Source organism: Streptomyces acidicola, from assembly GCF_009377235.1.
GTDB classification, from domain to species: domain Bacteria; phylum Actinomycetota; class Actinomycetes; order Streptomycetales; family Streptomycetaceae; genus Streptomyces; species Streptomyces acidicola.
The window spans coordinates 1-14546 of record NZ_VMNX01000241.1 but is presented as its reverse complement, the minus strand read 5'-3'; the positions used below and the strand labels follow the sequence as shown (position 1 = coordinate 14546).

Below are 14546 nucleotides of genomic sequence, written 5' to 3'. Positions count from 1 at the left end.
GTGGGTGCGTGGGTGGGTTTTCTCGCCCCCGCCGCCCCTACCCGTCCCATCCCTCAGGGGCTCCGCCCCTTCAACCCCGGCCAAGGGGGCTGCGCCCCCTGGAACCCCCGGGTTTCGGGGCTCCGCCCCGGACCCCGTTTCGGGGGCCGGCCCCCGCGCCCCCGCTCCTCAAACGCCGGAGGGGCTGGTTTGTGCGGGCGGGGCCGGATTTCCAGCCCGTCCGGCGTTTGAGGACTGGGCCGTTCAGGCCCGTGGACCACACAGCCCACCCGCGCGTGACCCGCCCGCCCCTGCCGAACAACGGGGGTCTGGAGGCGGCAGCCCCCAGCGAACCACCTCGCGGAGGCGGGCCTGCGGAAATCGGTTGTCCACAGGCTTCCCACGTGGCGAGTTCCGGACAGTAGTGTCGCGTTCATGGAGCAGAGGCATCTCGGCCGTACCGGCCTGCGTGTGTCCCGGATCGGGCTCGGCACCCTGACCTGGGGGCGTGACACCGACGAGCACGACGCCGCGGACATGCTGAAGGTGTTCTGGGAGGCGGGCGGCACCCTCGTCGACACGGCGGACGTGTACGGGGACGGGGAATCCGAGTATCTGCTCGGGCAGCTCGTGGAGGGGCTCGTGCCACGGCGGGACCTGATCATCTCGACCAAGGCGGGCAGCGTGCCGGACCCCGACCGCCGCTTCGACGGCTCACGCGGCCATCTGCTCTCGGCGCTCGACGCCTCCCTGGCCCGCCTCGGCACGGACTACGTGGACCTGTGGCACGTGCACGCCTACGACGCCGGCACCCCGCTGGAGGAGACCCTCCACGCACTCGACCTGGCGGTCAGCAGCGGGCGGGCGCGGTATGCCGGGGTGTCCAACTTCTGCGGGTGGCAGCTCGCGAAGGCGGCCACGTGGCAGCTCGCGGCCCCGGGCATACGCACGCGGCTGGCCAGTACGCAGATGGAGTACTCGCTGCTCCAGCGCGGCGTGGAGCGCGAGGTGCTCCCCGCCGCCCTGGACCTGGGCGTCGGCCTGTTGCCGTCCTCACCGCTCGGCCGCGGCGTCCTCACGGGCAAGTACCGTCACTCCACGCCCGCCGACTCACGGGGCGCCTCGGAGCACCTGGCCCCGTTCGTCGCGCCGTACCTCGACGAGACGGCGAGCAGCATCGTGGACGCGGTGCAGACGGCGGCGGACGGTCTCGCCTCGACCCCACTCCAGGTGGCCCTCGCCTGGGTCCGCGACCGCCCCGGTGTGGCCGCCCCCATCGTCGGCGCGCGCAACGCGCGGCAGCTCACGGCGGCGTTGTCAGTGGAGGCCCTTACTCTTCCTGACGAGATCTGCAGGGCTCTCGACGATGTGTCGGCGCCCCTGCACCGCTATCCCGATCACGACTGGAGCACGCTGTGAGCACGGAGCCCGAACCCACGGAGACGGCCGAGCCGGGGCACCCGGGCGACGAGAACGCACCCGAGAGCGGAACGGATGCCCCCGAGGGCGGCACGGACGCGACCCAGGGGGGTGCGGAGGCGACCCAGGGGGGTGCGGAGGCGACCCTGGGAGGTGCGGCGGCGGCCGGGGCCGAAGGCGGCGCCGTGTCCGATCGGTCCGAGGCCGAGGCCGAGTTGGCGGCCCAGCAGGTCGAGCGGGAGCGGATCGAGCGTCGGAAGGCCGAGAAGACGGCACCGGTCGAGAGCGGGGGCAGGCTCACTGGCACGGCCGCCGACCTCCTCGCGGCCGTACGGGCCGTAGAGGGCGGGCAGAAGCCCGCGTCCCCGGTGTTCAGCGGGCCGGAGCCCGCACCGCGCAGGCCCGCGGTCGAGCCGGTTCGGCGCCCACAGCCCACGGCACCCGTGACACCCCCGACCCCTGCGGGCCCCGTGGCTCCGGCTCGCGAGACGGTCGAGGCCGTGCACGCCGTACTGACCGAGGGCGGCGCCCCCCAGACCCTCGCACCGCAGGTCGCCGCCGTGCTCGGCGAGGGCGCGGCGGGTGAACTGCGCGCGGACCCCTGGCAGTTGCTGCGGATCACCGGCGTGCGGCCCGAGCAGGCCGACGGCTTCGCGCGGGCGCTGCTCGGCGCGGAGTGCGGCCCCGATGACGAACGACGGGCCCGGGCGGTCACCGTCTGGCTCCTGGAGCAGGCGGCGCTCGCGGGGCACACGGCCCTGGAGATCCCTGCCCTGACCGCCGCGCTCAGCCGGCGCTCGGTGCCGGACCCGGACGCGGCCGTGCAGAGCACGATCGCGGAGGGCGACGCCCTGGTCTTCCAGGACGCCCTCGACTCCCCGGCCTCGGCCCCGACCCAGGAGAGCGAGGGCGAGGAGACGGAGGAGCGCCCGGTCCGCGTCCTGCTCGGCCTGGAGCAGTACGCCCTCGCGGAGGAAAGCCTCGCCGACGGACTGGCCCGGGTGATCAACTCGGTGCCCAAGGAGGACGGTTCGGCCGCCGGCTGGGAGCAGGCCACCGCCTCGGCCCCACGCTCCGCGGCGGAGCTGATCGGCGCGGTCGCCGGGCACGGCCTGGTCCTGCACACCGGCGGCGAGGCATCCCGCGCGGAGCCCGCGGCCCTGGTCGCCGCCGCGTGCACACTCGGCCTGCGCGCGTACGCGGCCACGTACAGCACGGACGGCCGACGGAGGTTCGCGGCACTGCTCGCCGACGCGACCGCGGGTGCGGTGGCCGGGGGTGAGCGGCAGGGTCAGGACGGACCTGCGGCACAGCAGGGTGAGCGGACCGTCCTTGACGACGACCTCGCGACCGTGGTGACCGTTGCCGGGCTCCTGTCCGGTGCCGAAGGACCCGGGCGGGACGTGGACGGGGCGCTGGACCTCGACCTCCTCGTCGTGCTCGACGCCCCGCAGCTGGACGTGGAGGCCGCGGCCGTGCTCGCCGAGTCGTTGCCCGACGGGGCGCGGCTGGTGCTCAGCGGCGATCCAGGGGTGCTGTGGTCCGCGGGGCCGGGTCGGGTCTTCGCGGACCTGCTGGCCGCCCGGGTCTGCCCTCAGGTCGCCTCGCGCACGCCCGACCCCGGTCCCATCGGCGAGCTGGTCTCCGGGATCGGGATCGGCGAGCTGAACCAGGTCGAGGCGCCCGGCAAGGAGGTCGTGATCGTGCCGGTGCGGGACGCCGGTGAGGCGGTCCACCGGACCGTGCAGCTCGTCGCGGACTCGGTGCCGCGGGCGATCGGGGTCCCGGCCGAGGAAACGCAGGTGATCACGCCGGGCCACGGCGGCGCGGCCGGTACACGCGCGCTGAACGCCGCCCTGAAGGAGCGGCTGAACCCCGGTCCGGGCCGCTTCGGCGGCTTCGACCCCGGCGACCGCGTCGCCTACTCCCCCACGCCCGGCCATACGGTGCCGGGCCGTGTCGTGAAGGCCGACGCCGACGGGCTGCACCTGGAGTGCGCGGGCGCCCCCGTCGTCGTACCGAAGGAGCGGGTGGAGCAGTCGGTGCGGCACGGGTGGGCGCTGACCGCGCACCAGGCCGTGGGGCAGCGGTGGCCGGCCGCGGTGGTCGTGCTGCCCGGGGACGCCGCCCAGGCCCTGAGCCGGCCCTGGGTCTACACGGCCTTCGGCCGCGCCGAGCGCCATCTGTCCGTGGTGCACGGTGTGGAGCAGGCGCTGCCCCAGGCTGTGGCCGAGGTCCTGGCCAAGCCCCGTACGACCCGTCTGCCCGCCCTGCTCAAGGCGCAGGTCCCGGCGGCCGGTTGAGACACGCGAGCCGCGTGGCGGCCCGCGCCGCCAAAGGAAGGTGGCGGTCACCTGCTGTCAGGTGACCGCCACCACACCGTGCTCGTCGCCGTGACCGGAGGGGCTCAGCGATCGGCGTCCAGGGGCTCCAGGTCCTCGTCGTCGTCCAGTTCGGATTCGGGGACGAGCTCGTCGTCCAGGTCGTCGCCGTCGCCCTCTTCGAAGCTGGTGCTGGCGTCGAAGCGGCAGATGACCTGGTCCTCGTCGGGCTGCTCGAAGGGGGCCTCCAGCCATTCGCCCGGCTCGGTCGGCGCGTCCAGAGCCGTCACCCAGAGCGTGGAGTCGCCCTCCTCCAGTCCGAACTCCTTGTGCCGCGAGGCGATCTCATCGGCCTCGAACTCGCCGAACACGATGTCCAGGGCATGAGCCGTGCCGAGGGAGTCGGCGGAACCACCGGCTCCGTTCCGGTCCTCCTCCACGGCCTCCACGCGCTGTGCCTGTGCCAGCAGCCGCTGGGGCTCCGCCACGGTGTAGTCCCTGCGGATCAGGACGCTGATGGCCTCCGGCTCCGGTCCCGCGTAGGGCGGCACCGTGCCGGGGATCTCGAAGGGCGTGACCTCGTCGTAACGGTCGTAGAGCAGTTCGTCGTACTCCTCGGCGGCCGCGGCCAGCTCGTTGAACGCCTCGTAGACGGCCGGGTCGTCCTCACCCGTCCTCCGCTCGACCGCGGCCAGGTGACGGTCGAGCGCGGTCTTGACCGCCTCGGCGGCGGCACGTACCTCGGCAGCGGTGGGCTGCGCAGCATCAGACATAGTGCAGACGCTATCCGTACCGGGCCTCTGCCCGCACAATAGATGCGATGCCGGAATACGAATTTGTCGACGTGTACGTACCGCGCGGGGTCTCCCGCAAGGAAGCCACGCGTCTGCTGACGGACCACGCCGAGTACGGTCACTGGGAGCTGGATCGCCTCAGCCTGCTGCGCGACGGCAGCCGCAGGGTGCGGTTGCGCCGGCGGATCATCCGCCAGGTGCGCGCCACGTGGTGAGGGCGGGCGACTGAATCGGAGCGGGACCCGCCGGTGCGGGGCCCGCTCCGTTGCACACGCCACAGGGGCTACGAGGTCGCCCGTACCTTGCGGTAGAGCAGAGCGCCGCCGAGGATCGCGCCCGCGCTGACGGGCAGCGCGAGGCCGAGGGGCAGCTCACTGCCGGTCTGGGCGAGCTGCTCGACGCCCTCGGGCTGGGTGACGGTCTGTGTGCCCGGGTTGTTCGGGTGGCCGGGCTTGCCGGGTTCATCGGGCTGTCCTGGCTCCCCCGGCTGGCCAGGCTGCTCCGGGTTTCCGGGCTCCCCCGGGTGCTCCGGATTCCCTGGGTGTCCGGGCTCCCCCGGCTTGCCAGGCGGGTTCTCGTGGCCGCCGCCCGGAGGGGTGTGGTGGCCCCCTCCCGAGCCGTTGTCGCACTCGTTGCCCGTCGTCGTGTTGCCGATGCCGCCGACGCTCACGCTGTTGCCGCAGACGTTGACCGGCACGTCCACCGGCACCTGAACGTTGTTACCGGAGCCCACGCCGGGCGAGCCGGCGGAGTCCCCGTCGGCCTGGGCCCCGTGCCCGGACCCGCTCTGCGAGCCGCCGCCGTGGCCGCCGTGGTGCGAGCCGCTGTCGCCGCTCTTGTTGGCGCACTTGTTGCCCACCGACGGGTTGAGCGCCCCCACGACGTTCACCGTGTTGCCGCAGACGTTGACCGGGGCGTGCACCGGTACCTGCACCGAGTTGCCCGACAGCACACCGGGCGAGTTGGTGGCGGAGCCGTGGGCTCCGGAGTCGGCGCTCGCATAGCCGCCGGTCGCGGCGATGACGCCCGTCGCCGCCGCCACGGTCATCAGGCCCTTGCGGGTGACCTGTCGCATTGCTGAATTCCCTGCCTTCGACGTTGTCCTGGACCTTGCGGAAAAACCCGTCGGCCCCGGAGTGCATGGCGTGCACTCCGGGGCCGACGGACTCAGACCCTCATGGGGTGAGGCCCCTCACGGGGTGAGGCACAACGTCACTTGTTGATGCAGGTGTTGCCGAAGGTGGGGTTCAGCAGCCCGATCACCGAGATCGTGTTGCCGCAGAAGTTCACGGGGACGTGAACGGGCGCCTGAACAACGTTGCCGGACAGAACACCCGGAGAGCCCACGGCAGCACCCTGAGCACCCGAGTCGGCAACCGCCAGGCCCGCACCCGCGAGAACCAGTCCGCCAGTGGCAGCGGCAGCAGCGACGACCTTCTTGATCATTAATTCCTCCTTGTTGGCAAAGCGACTCCAATCAGCGAGTCACATCACCTGTAACGAGGAGGATGTAATCGAGCTACGAGCTTATGGTCGCATTCACCCGACCCGGTCGATCCCCGTACACCCTGCCGAATACCGGGGTCGGTCAGGACGCGTCGATGAAACGGTCCAGCACGCGCACCCCGAACTTCAGCCCGTCCACGGGCACCCGCTCGTCGACGCCGTGGAACATGCCCGCGAAGTCCAGCTCCGGCGGCAGCTGCAACGGAGCGAAGCCGAAACAGCGGATGCCGAGGTCGTCGAAGGACTTGGCGTCGGTGCCACCGGAGAGCATGTACGGCACCGCGCGGGCGATCGGGTCCTCGGCCCCCAGCGCGCTCTGCATGGCGTCGACCAGCTTGCCGTCGAAGCCGGTCTCCAGGGCCTTGTCCGCGTGCACGTCCTCACGCTTCACGCGCGGGCCGAGGATCCGGTCGAGGTCGGCGAGGAACTCCTCCTCGTATCCGGGCAGGAAGCGCCCGTCGACGTGGGCGGTGGCCTGACCCGGGATGACGTTGACCTTGTAGCCGGCGCCGAGCATGGTGGGCGTCGCGGAGTTCCTGAGCGTCGCGCCCACCATCTTGGCGATGCCGCCGAGCTTGACGAGGGTCTCGTCCATGTTCTCGGGGTCGAGTTCGGTGCCGAGCGCGTCGGAGAGCTCGTCGAGGAAGGACCGCACGGTCTTGGTGACCCGCACCGGCCACGTGTGGCGCCCCAGCCGCCCGACGGCCTCGCACAGCTCGGTGATGGCGTTGTCGGTGTTGGTCATCGAACCGTGCCCGGCCGTGCCGTCCACGGTGAGCCGCATCCAGTGGATGCCCTTCTGGGCCGTCTCCACCAGGTACAGGCGCAGCTTCTCGTTCACGGTGAAGGAGAACCCGCCGACCTCGCCGATCGCCTCGGTCACGCCCTCGAACAGGTCGGGGTGCTGCCGGACGAGGTGCTTCGCGCCGTACGTACCGCCCGCCTCCTCGTCGGCGAGGAACGCGAGGACGATGTCCCGCGGGGGCTTGCGCCCGCTGCGCAGCCGGTCCCGGACGACCGCCAGCGTCATGGCGTCCATGTCCTTCATGTCGACGGCGCCGCGCCCCCACACGCACCCGTCCGCGATCTCGCCGGAGAAGGGGTCGTAGGTCCAGTCGTCCGCGTTGGCCGGTACGACGTCGGTGTGGCCGTGGATGAGGAGCGCGGGCCGGGACGGGTCCTCGCCCTCGATGCGGGCCACCGTGGAGGCGCGGCCCGGGTGCGACTCGATGATCTTCGGGTCGAGCCCCACCTCGGCGAGCTTCTCGGCGACGTACTCGGCGGCCTTGCGCTCGCCGGGACCCGAGTGGTCGCCGTAGTTGCTGGTGTCGATCCGGATCAGCTCACGGCAGAGGTCCACGACCTCGTCCTCGCCGGTGACGTGCCTGGTCGTGTCCGTGTCGCTCACGCTGCTTCCTCCCGCTGTCACTGCCGGTGTACCTCCCTCATACTCTCTCCGCGCACCCGTCCGCCCCAAGACCGGGCCCGGCCCGTCACACACCGTTCACGCGGGGACAGGCTGTGATCAGGGGCCCTCGAAAGCCTGGTAGTGTTTCCTCTGTCGCCACGGGGGAAACCCCGCGCGACAGACACCTTGTCCGGGTGGCGGAATGGCAGACGCGCTAGCTTGAGGTGCTAGTGCCCTTTATCGGGCGTGGGGGTTCAAGTCCCCCCTCGGACACTCTCTCTCACAGCAGGGGCCGTGACCATCAGGTCGCGGCCCTTTCTCGTTGCCTCGGCGAAATGTGGGGTACATCTCCCCGTGCCGGAAAAGTCCCAGGTCACGGTGGTTGGCCCGCACTCGCGTGTCGTGTCGTGGATGCCGCTGCTTGGCCGACACGACAGGCCGAAGTTCCCAGCGCACTAGAGTATTGGGCTTGTTCGGCGCCGGTACGGAACATCCCCAGGCACCCCTGCGGTCCGTCGGCGCCCCCGGATCGACCGGGTTCGAGACGCGAGGACCGATGGCGGCCGTACACGAAACACCTGCACTCACGCTGCTCGACGACGGGCTGGGTGACGGGTTCGGCACCGTGGCGCGCTTCGTCGCCGGACCCGCCCCCGCCCCCCGCACCCTCGTCGACGTCCTCGATGCCTCCGTGCGGTCGTATCCGAACGAGCCCGCCCTGGACGACGGTGTCACCTGTCTGACGTACCGCGCCCTGGCCGGCGAGGTGGAGGGCCTGCGCCGGCGGCTGGCCGCTGCCGGGGTGGGGCTCGGTGACCGGGTCGGGGTGCGGGTGCCGTCGGGCACGAATGATCTGTACGTGGCGATCCTGGCCGTTCTCGCCGCGGGTGCGGCCTATGTGCCGGTGGACGCCGAGGACCCGGACGAGCGGGCCGAGCTGGTGTTCGGGGAGGCCGGGGTGCGGGCCGTCGTCGGGGCCGGGCACGAGCTGACCGTGCACGGGCGGAGCGAGACCCCGGCCGCCCGGCCTCGTGTCGAGCACGACGCCTGGATCATCTTCACCTCCGGGTCCACCGGGAAGCCCAAGGGTGTGGCCGTGAGCCACCGCAGTGCCGCGGCCTTCGTGGACGCCGAGGCCGCGCTGTTCCTGACCGAGGAGCCGATCGGGCCCGGTGACCGGGTCATGGCCGGGTTGTCCGTGGCCTTCGACGCCTCCTGCGAGGAGATGTGGCTGGCCTGGCGGTATGGGGCCTGTCTGGTGCCCGTGCCGCGCTCGCAGGTGCGCAGCGGGGCCGATCTGGGGCCCTGGCTGGTCGAGCAGGAGATCACCGTGGTGTCCACAGTGCCCACGCTCGCCGCGCTGTGGGAGCCCGAGACCCTCAACGACGTGCGGTTGCTGATCTTCGGTGGGGAGGCGTGCCCGCCCGAGCTGGTCCAGCGGCTGGTGACCGAGGGGCGCGAGGTGTGGAACACCTACGGGCCCACCGAGGCGACCGTCGTCGCCTGCGCCTCGCTCATGAGCGGGGAGGAGCCCGTCCGGATCGGGCTGCCCCTGGGCGGGTGGGAGCTGGCCGTCGTCGACGAGGCCGGGGAACTCGTTCCCATGGGCGGCAGCGGGCAGCTCGTGATCGGCGGGGTGGGGCTCGCCCGGTATCTCGACGCCGAGAAGGACGCGGAGAAGTACGCCCCTCTGAAGTCGCTGGGGTGGGAGCGCGCCTACCGCAGTGGCGATCTCGTGCGCGCCGACGCCGAGGGGCTCGTCTTCCTCGGGCGGGCCGACGAGCAGATCAAGCTCGGCGGGCGGCGGATCGAGCTCGGCGAGGTGGACGCGGCCCTGCAGGCGCTGCCCGGTGTCGCGGGTGCGGCCGCGGCCGTGCGGACGGCCCGTAGCGGCAATCAGCTGCTCGTCGGCTACGTCGTCACCCAGGACGGATGGGATCACGCCGCCGCTGTCGAGAAGCTGCGGGCCGAGCTGCCCGCCGCGCTCGTGCCGCTGCTCGCGCCGGTCGCCGACCTGCCGACCCGCACCTCCGGCAAGGTCGACCGGAACGCTCTGCCCTGGCCGCTGGAGGGACTGGAGAGAGGGGGGCCGGCCGAGGAGTTGTACGGGACCGAGGCCTGGCTCGCCGAGCAGTGGGCGGAGGTCCTCGGGATTCCGGTCGGCAGTGCCTCCGACGACTTCTTCGCCATCGGAGGCGGCAGTCTCGCCGCCGCCCAGCTCACCACCAGGCTGCGCGGCCGCTATCCCACCGCGGCCGTCCTCGACGTCTACCAGCACCAGACGCTGCGCAAGCTCGCCCGGCACCTGGAGGAGTCCGCGCAGGACGACGGCTCCCGACGGGTGGTCGAGCCGGTGCCGGTGCGGGCCGGTGTGCTGCAACTCCTGCTGCTCGTCCCGCTGTTCACGCTGCTGGGGTTGCGCTGGATGGTGCCGTTGGCCGCCCTCGGGAACGTGCTGGGGGCGACGGGGTCGTACACCTGGCTGCCGACCGCTCCCTGGTGGGCCGTGGCGGCCGGGGCGGTGCTGTTCTTCAGTCCGCCGGGGCGGCTGGCCGTCGCCGCCGGCGGGGCGCGGCTGTTGCTGCGCGGGGTGACTCCGGGCCGGTACGCGCGTGGCGGGAGCGTACATCTGCGGCTGTGGACGGCCGAGCGGCTCACCGAGTTCAGCGGTGCGGCCTCGCTCACCGGGTCCTGGCTGGAGCGGTACGCCCGTGCGCTGGGCGCCAAGGTGGGGCCCGAGGTGGATCTGCACTCGCTGCCGCCGGTGACCGGGATGCTCAAGCTCGGGCGGGGTGCGGCCGTGGAGTCCGAGGTGGATCTGTCGGGCCACTGGCTGGACGGTGACCGGCTGGAGATCGGGCCGGTGAAGGTGGGTGCCGGTGCGGTGGTCGGGACGCGGAGCATGCTGTTCCCGGGCGCGCGTGTGGGCAAGCGGGCCGAGGTCGCGCCCGGGTCCGCCGTCGTCGGGCAGGTCCCCACCGGGCAGCGGTGGGCCGGGGCGCCCGCCGTGAAGCTCGGCAAGGCCAAGCGGAACTGGCCGAAGGAGCGGCCGGCCAGGGGCGTGTTCTGGCGGGCGCTGTACGGCGTGACGGGTGTGGGGCTGATAGCGCTGCCCCTGCTCGCCGGACTCGCCGCGCTGCTGACGGTGAGCCTGTTCGTGGCGCCGGGCGCCGGGCTCGGCGAGGCGCTGCGGGGCGCGGTGCTCGCGCTGGTTCCGGCGACGCTGGCCTTCGGGGTGGTGTACGCGCTGCTGCTGCTCGTCGCCGTACGGCTGCTGAGCCTGGGGCTGCGCGAGGGTACGCATCCCACGCACAGCAGGGTCGGCTGGCAGGCCTGGACGGTCACGCAGCTGATGGACCGGTCCCGGGAGATGCTGTTCCCGCTGTACGCGGGGCTGGTCACGCCGGTGTGGCTGCGGCTGCTCGGGATGCGGGTCGGCCGGGGTGCCGAGGTGTCCACCGTGCTCGCGCTGCCGAGTCTGACCACGGTGGGCGACGGCGCGTTCCTCGCGGACGACACGCTGACCGCGCCGTACGAGCTGGGCGGCGGCTGGCTGCGGATCGGTCGGGCGGAGATCGGGCGCCGGGCGTTCCTCGGCAACTCGGGGATGACCGCGCCGGGGCGCAGCGTGCCGGACGGCGGTCTGGTCGGCGTGCTGTCGGCGACGCCGAAGAAGGCGAAGAAGGGCAGCTCGTATCTGGGGCTGCCGCCGGTCAGGCTGCCCCGCAACGCGGCGGGCGGTGATCAGAGCCGGACGTACGAGCCCCCGGCCCGGCTGTTGTGGGCGCGCGGTCTGGTGGAACTGTGCCGGGTCGTGCCCGTGCTGTGCTCGGCCGCGCTGGCCGTGCTGACGGTGGCGGCGCTGAGTGCGCTGGGCGGCTGGGCGTGGCTGCTGTGCGGGGTGGTGCTGCTCGCGGCGGGTGCGGCCGGGTGTGTGCTGTCCGTGGTCGCCAAGTGGGCGCTCGTGGGGCGGCACCGCAGCGGTGAGCATCCGCTGTGGAGTGCCTTCGTGTGGCGCAACGAGCTCGCCGACACGTTCGTCGAGGTGGTGGCCGTGCCGTGGCTGGCCGCGTCCGTGCCGGGTACGCCCCTGATGAACCTGTGGCTGCGCGGGCTCGGCGCCCGGATCGGCAAGGGCGTGTGGGTGGAGAGCTACTGGCTGCCGGAGAGCGATCTGGTGACACTCGGCGACGGGGCGACGGTGAACAGGGGCTGTGTGCTCCAGACCCACCTCTTCCATGACCGGATCTTGCGGACGGATACTGTGGTCCTCCGTGAGGGCGCAACGCTGGGCCCGGGCGGAATCGTCCTCCCCGGCAGCACCGTCGGGGCCCGTACGACGCTGGGGCCGGCGTCCCTGGTCATGGCCGCGGAGTCGGTGCCCGACGGCACACGCTGGCTGGGCAACCCGATCGAGGCATGGCGTCGGCAGTCATGACTTCGGTGAACATGGTGCCGGCGGGCACGGCGTCGCCGGGCGTGGCCTCCACGGCGTCGGGTGGGGACGATGGACGTCGTACGAGAGCAGCGCAGGGAGCAGACGCAGCAGTGGCGGTTCAGCAGTCAGTGGGTCCGGACCCGTACTTCCCGGCCAACGGCGATCCCCGTTACCGGGTGCACCGGTACGAGCTCGCGCTGGACTACCGTCCCGGGCCGAACCGGCTGGCGGGGACGGCCCGGATCAACGCGATAGCGGGGCGTGCCGCGCTCAGCGAGTTCCAGCTGAACCTCGCCGACTTCAAGATCGGCCGGGTGAAGGTGGACGGCCGGGCGCCGCACTACACGCACCGGGGCGGCAGGCTGCGCATCCGGCCCGCGAAGCCGGTGCGCGCCGGGGCCGCGTTCACCGTCGAGGTCCACTGGTCGGGCAATCCCAGGCCCGTGAGCAGTCCCTGGGGCGGTCTCGGCTGGGAGGAGCTCGCGGACGGGGCGCTGGTGGCCAGCCAGCCGGTCGGGGCGCCGTCGTGGTACCCGTGCAACGACCGGCCCGCCGACAAGGCCTCGTACCAGATCTCGGTCACCACTCCGTCCGCGTACCAGGTGGTGGCCGGTGGGCGGCTGCTGACCCGGACGACGAAGGCGTCCACGACGACGTGGGTGTACGAGCAGTCGGCGCCGACGTCGAGTTATCTGGTGGGGCTGTCGATAGGGAAGTACCAGGCGGTGCTGCTGGGCGATCCGGGGCTGGGTGGCGTTCCGCAGCACGGGCACATTCCGGCGAGTCTTCTGCCCGAGTTCTCGCGGGACTTCGCGCGGCAGCCCGCGATGATGGAGCTGTTCCAGGAGTTGTTCGGGCCGTATCCGTTCGGCAGCTACGCCGTGGTGGTCACCGAGGAGGAGCTCGACGTCCCCGTGGAGGCCCAGGGGTTGTCGGTGTTCGGCGCCAACCACGTGGACGGGGTGCGGGGTTCGGAGCGGCTCATCGCGCATGAGCTGGCGCACCAGTGGTTCGGCAACAGTGTGTCCCTCGCCGACTGGCGGCACATATGGCTGAACGAGGGGTTCGCGAAGTACGCCGAGTGGCTGTGGTCGGAGCGCTCTGGTGGTCGTACGGCCCAGCAACTCGCCTCCGCCGCCCACCGGTTGCTGTCCTCGCTGCCGCAGGACCTGCGCCTGGCCGACCCCGGCCGCAAGCTGATGTTCGACGACCGGCTCTACCAGCGCGGCGGGCTCGTCCTGCACGCCGTCCGCTGTGCGCTGGGCGACGACGCGTTCTTCCGGATGCTGCGCGGCTGGGCCTCGACGCACCGGGGCGGCACGGTCACCACGGCGGCCTTCCAGACGCATGTGGCCAGGTACGCGAGCGAGCCGCTGGACGACCTGTTCGCGTCCTGGCTGCACGAGACGGCGCTGCCGCCGCTGCCCTCCCCCGGTCCGGCGATCCCGGCGCGACCGCCGTATCCTCCCTCGAACGCGGACTCGGCGTAGCGCCCGGCGGTGTTCGACTCGCCGCGGGGACGAGGGAGTTCCGGCAGACACGGTGTCATCATGGTCGGTGTTCAGGGTGCTGTGGCCGAGTCACGGGGGTCGTTGTATGGGCAGTGAGAGCGGGGCCGTTGCCGGTGGGCTGGCCGAGACCATCGAGGCGTTGCGGGCGGAACTGACGGCGGCGATGGCGCGGGGCAGCGGCGAGCCGCTGCAGTTCGAACTCGGGCAGGTGGATGTCGAGTTGGCGCTCGCGATCATGCGGGAAGGTTCGGGGAGCGGTGGGCTGCGCTTCGGCGTGGTGTCGTTCGGAGCGGCGGGGAAGGCCGCGTCGGAGACGACTCACCGGCTGTCGCTCACACTCAACCCGGTTTCGGCGGGCGGCGACGGTCCCGTGCGGGTGACCGCGGACGTCGACGGCGAGCCGCGCTGAGCAGGATGGCGCAGGTTCTGAGGGGGACCGAACCGTGTCGTTGACCGCTCAGCGCGTCGCGGAGATCTACAACCCGCGGGCCCGCGTGGCGGGTTCGGGATGGTTCGTCACGCCGCAGCTCGTGCTCACGGTGTGGCACGCGGCTGTGGGCAGCACTCCGGCCGACGAGCCCGCGCCCGGCGCGCCACCACCGCGCCGCCCCCTGTCGCCGGCGGTGCTGGACGAATTGGCCCGTGGCCACGAGCCGTGCCGGGTACGGGCACTGGCGGACGCCTCCGCCGGCCGGCCGTTCCGGGACGCCGTGGCCGTGTGGTGGCGGCCCGAGTGCGATGTGGCGCTGCTATTGGTCACCAAGGACGCCGGCCATCCGGCACCGCCCGCCGGTTGGTCGACGACGTACTGGGCCGACCTCGCCTCCGCCGACCCGGTCGAGGTCACCGCCGTCGGATTCCCCGACCACGACGTGGTGGACAGGGTGCGCGAGTCGCGGCAGTTCAGCGGCGTCGTGCATCCGCTGTCGGGGGTGCGGTCCGGGCACTGGGTCATCTCGACCGGCGCGCTCGCGCGGCGGACGCCCGGTAGCGGCTGGGCGGGAATGTCCGGTGCGGCGCTGTTCGCCGGGGACCGGCTGGTGGGGCTCGTCACCGCCGACGCGGGTGGCGGGTCCGGGCCCGTCGCCGAGCTGCGGGCCGTGCCCGCTCGGGCGTTCGCGGACGATCCGCTGCTGGAGGAGTGGATCCGATGGGCCGGCGGGGCGGGCG

11 protein-coding genes and 1 tRNA gene are annotated in these 14546 nt (G+C 72.6%); 8 read left to right on the top strand and 4 right to left on the bottom strand.

Annotation, left to right across the window (positions count from 1 at the left end; genetic code table 11):
* Positions 1-414: 414 nt before the first annotated feature.
* Both FPZ41_RS38160 and FPZ41_RS38155 read left to right on the top strand, forming a co-directional pair.
* Positions 415-1398, top strand: a complete 984-nt coding sequence (locus FPZ41_RS38160) for an aldo/keto reductase (RefSeq protein WP_152868359.1) — start codon at positions 415-417, stop codon at positions 1396-1398.
* The gene (locus tag FPZ41_RS38155; protein WP_322621256.1) at positions 1395-3701 is read left to right on the top strand and encodes a helix-hairpin-helix domain-containing protein; all 2307 of its coding nucleotides are present in this window, start codon (positions 1395-1397) and stop codon (positions 3699-3701) included. Before FPZ41_RS38160 ends, FPZ41_RS38155 begins: the two co-directional genes overlap by 4 nt.
* Before the next feature lie 104 nt (positions 3702-3805).
* Here FPZ41_RS38155 and FPZ41_RS38150 read toward each other — a convergent pair whose 3' ends face one another.
* On the bottom strand, positions 3806-4492 hold the full coding sequence (locus tag FPZ41_RS38150) for a hypothetical protein (protein ID WP_152868355.1): 687 nt from the start codon (positions 4490-4492) through the stop codon (positions 3806-3808).
* 47 nt (positions 4493-4539) lie between these two features.
* Here FPZ41_RS38150 and FPZ41_RS38145 point away from each other — a divergent pair, with 47 nt between their 5' ends.
* The gene (locus FPZ41_RS38145) at positions 4540-4728 is read left to right on the top strand and encodes a DUF5703 family protein (protein WP_014671721.1); all 189 of its coding nucleotides are present in this window, start codon (positions 4540-4542) and stop codon (positions 4726-4728) included.
* 68 nt (positions 4729-4796) lie between these two features.
* On the opposite strand, the gene FPZ41_RS50030 is transcribed toward FPZ41_RS38145, so the two are convergent.
* The 3 genes from FPZ41_RS50030 to FPZ41_RS38130 form a co-directional block, all read right to left on the bottom strand.
* Positions 4797-5588 carry a chaplin family protein gene (locus FPZ41_RS50030; protein ID WP_152868353.1) on the bottom strand — a complete coding sequence of 264 codons (792 nt, stop codon included), beginning with the start codon at positions 5586-5588 and terminating at the stop codon, positions 4797-4799.
* A 137-nt stretch (positions 5589-5725) separates the two neighbouring features.
* A complete protein-coding gene (chpH, locus tag FPZ41_RS38135) occupies positions 5726-5959 on the bottom strand; it encodes a chaplin ChpH (RefSeq protein ID WP_131565621.1) in 234 nt (77 codons plus the stop codon).
* Between the two features lie 142 nt (positions 5960-6101).
* Positions 6102-7427, bottom strand: coding sequence for a M20/M25/M40 family metallo-hydrolase (locus tag FPZ41_RS38130; RefSeq protein WP_322621255.1), 1326 nt, complete (start codon positions 7425-7427; stop codon positions 6102-6104).
* Between the two features lie 188 nt (positions 7428-7615).
* Between FPZ41_RS38130 and FPZ41_RS38125 the strand changes: the two genes are divergently transcribed.
* The 5 genes from FPZ41_RS38125 to FPZ41_RS38105 all read left to right on the top strand — a co-directional run.
* Positions 7616-7700, top strand: a tRNA-Leu gene (locus FPZ41_RS38125).
* Between the two features lie 283 nt (positions 7701-7983).
* Entirely contained in the window at positions 7984-11865 is a 3882-nt protein-coding gene (locus tag FPZ41_RS38120) for a Pls/PosA family non-ribosomal peptide synthetase (RefSeq protein ID WP_152868349.1), read from the top strand.
* A 110-nt stretch (positions 11866-11975) separates the two neighbouring features.
* Positions 11976-13355, top strand: coding sequence for a M1 family metallopeptidase (locus FPZ41_RS38115; RefSeq protein WP_322621254.1), 1380 nt, complete (start codon positions 11976-11978; stop codon positions 13353-13355).
* Positions 13356-13461: 106 nt separating this feature from the next.
* A complete protein-coding gene (locus FPZ41_RS38110) occupies positions 13462-13785 on the top strand; it encodes a trypco2 family protein (protein WP_152868347.1) in 324 nt (107 codons plus the stop codon).
* A gap of 34 nt (positions 13786-13819) precedes the next feature.
* Positions 13820-14546: trypsin-like peptidase domain-containing protein (locus FPZ41_RS38105; RefSeq protein ID WP_194236364.1), on the top strand; the 727-nt coding region annotated here is incomplete at its 3' end.

What these genes read in the sequence shown, in the direction of transcription:
- FPZ41_RS38160 (WP_152868359.1), top strand. Translation starts at nt 415, where the DNA reads ATGGAGCAGAGGCATCTCGGCCGTACCGGCCTGCGTGTGTCCCGGATC.
- FPZ41_RS38150 (WP_152868355.1), bottom strand. Translation starts at nt 4,492, where the DNA reads ATGTCTGATGCTGCGCAGCCCACCGCTGCCGAGGTACGTGCCGCCGCC.
- FPZ41_RS38145 (WP_014671721.1), top strand. Translation starts at nt 4,540, where the DNA reads ATGCCGGAATACGAATTTGTCGACGTGTACGTACCGCGCGGGGTCTCC.
- FPZ41_RS50030 (WP_152868353.1), bottom strand. Translation starts at nt 5,588, where the DNA reads ATGCGACAGGTCACCCGCAAGGGCCTGATGACCGTGGCGGCGGCGACG.
- chpH (WP_131565621.1), bottom strand. Translation starts at nt 5,959, where the DNA reads ATGATCAAGAAGGTCGTCGCTGCTGCCGCTGCCACTGGCGGACTGGTT.
- FPZ41_RS38120 (WP_152868349.1), top strand. Translation starts at nt 7,984, where the DNA reads ATGGCGGCCGTACACGAAACACCTGCACTCACGCTGCTCGACGACGGG.
- FPZ41_RS38110 (WP_152868347.1), top strand. Translation starts at nt 13,462, where the DNA reads ATGGGCAGTGAGAGCGGGGCCGTTGCCGGTGGGCTGGCCGAGACCATC.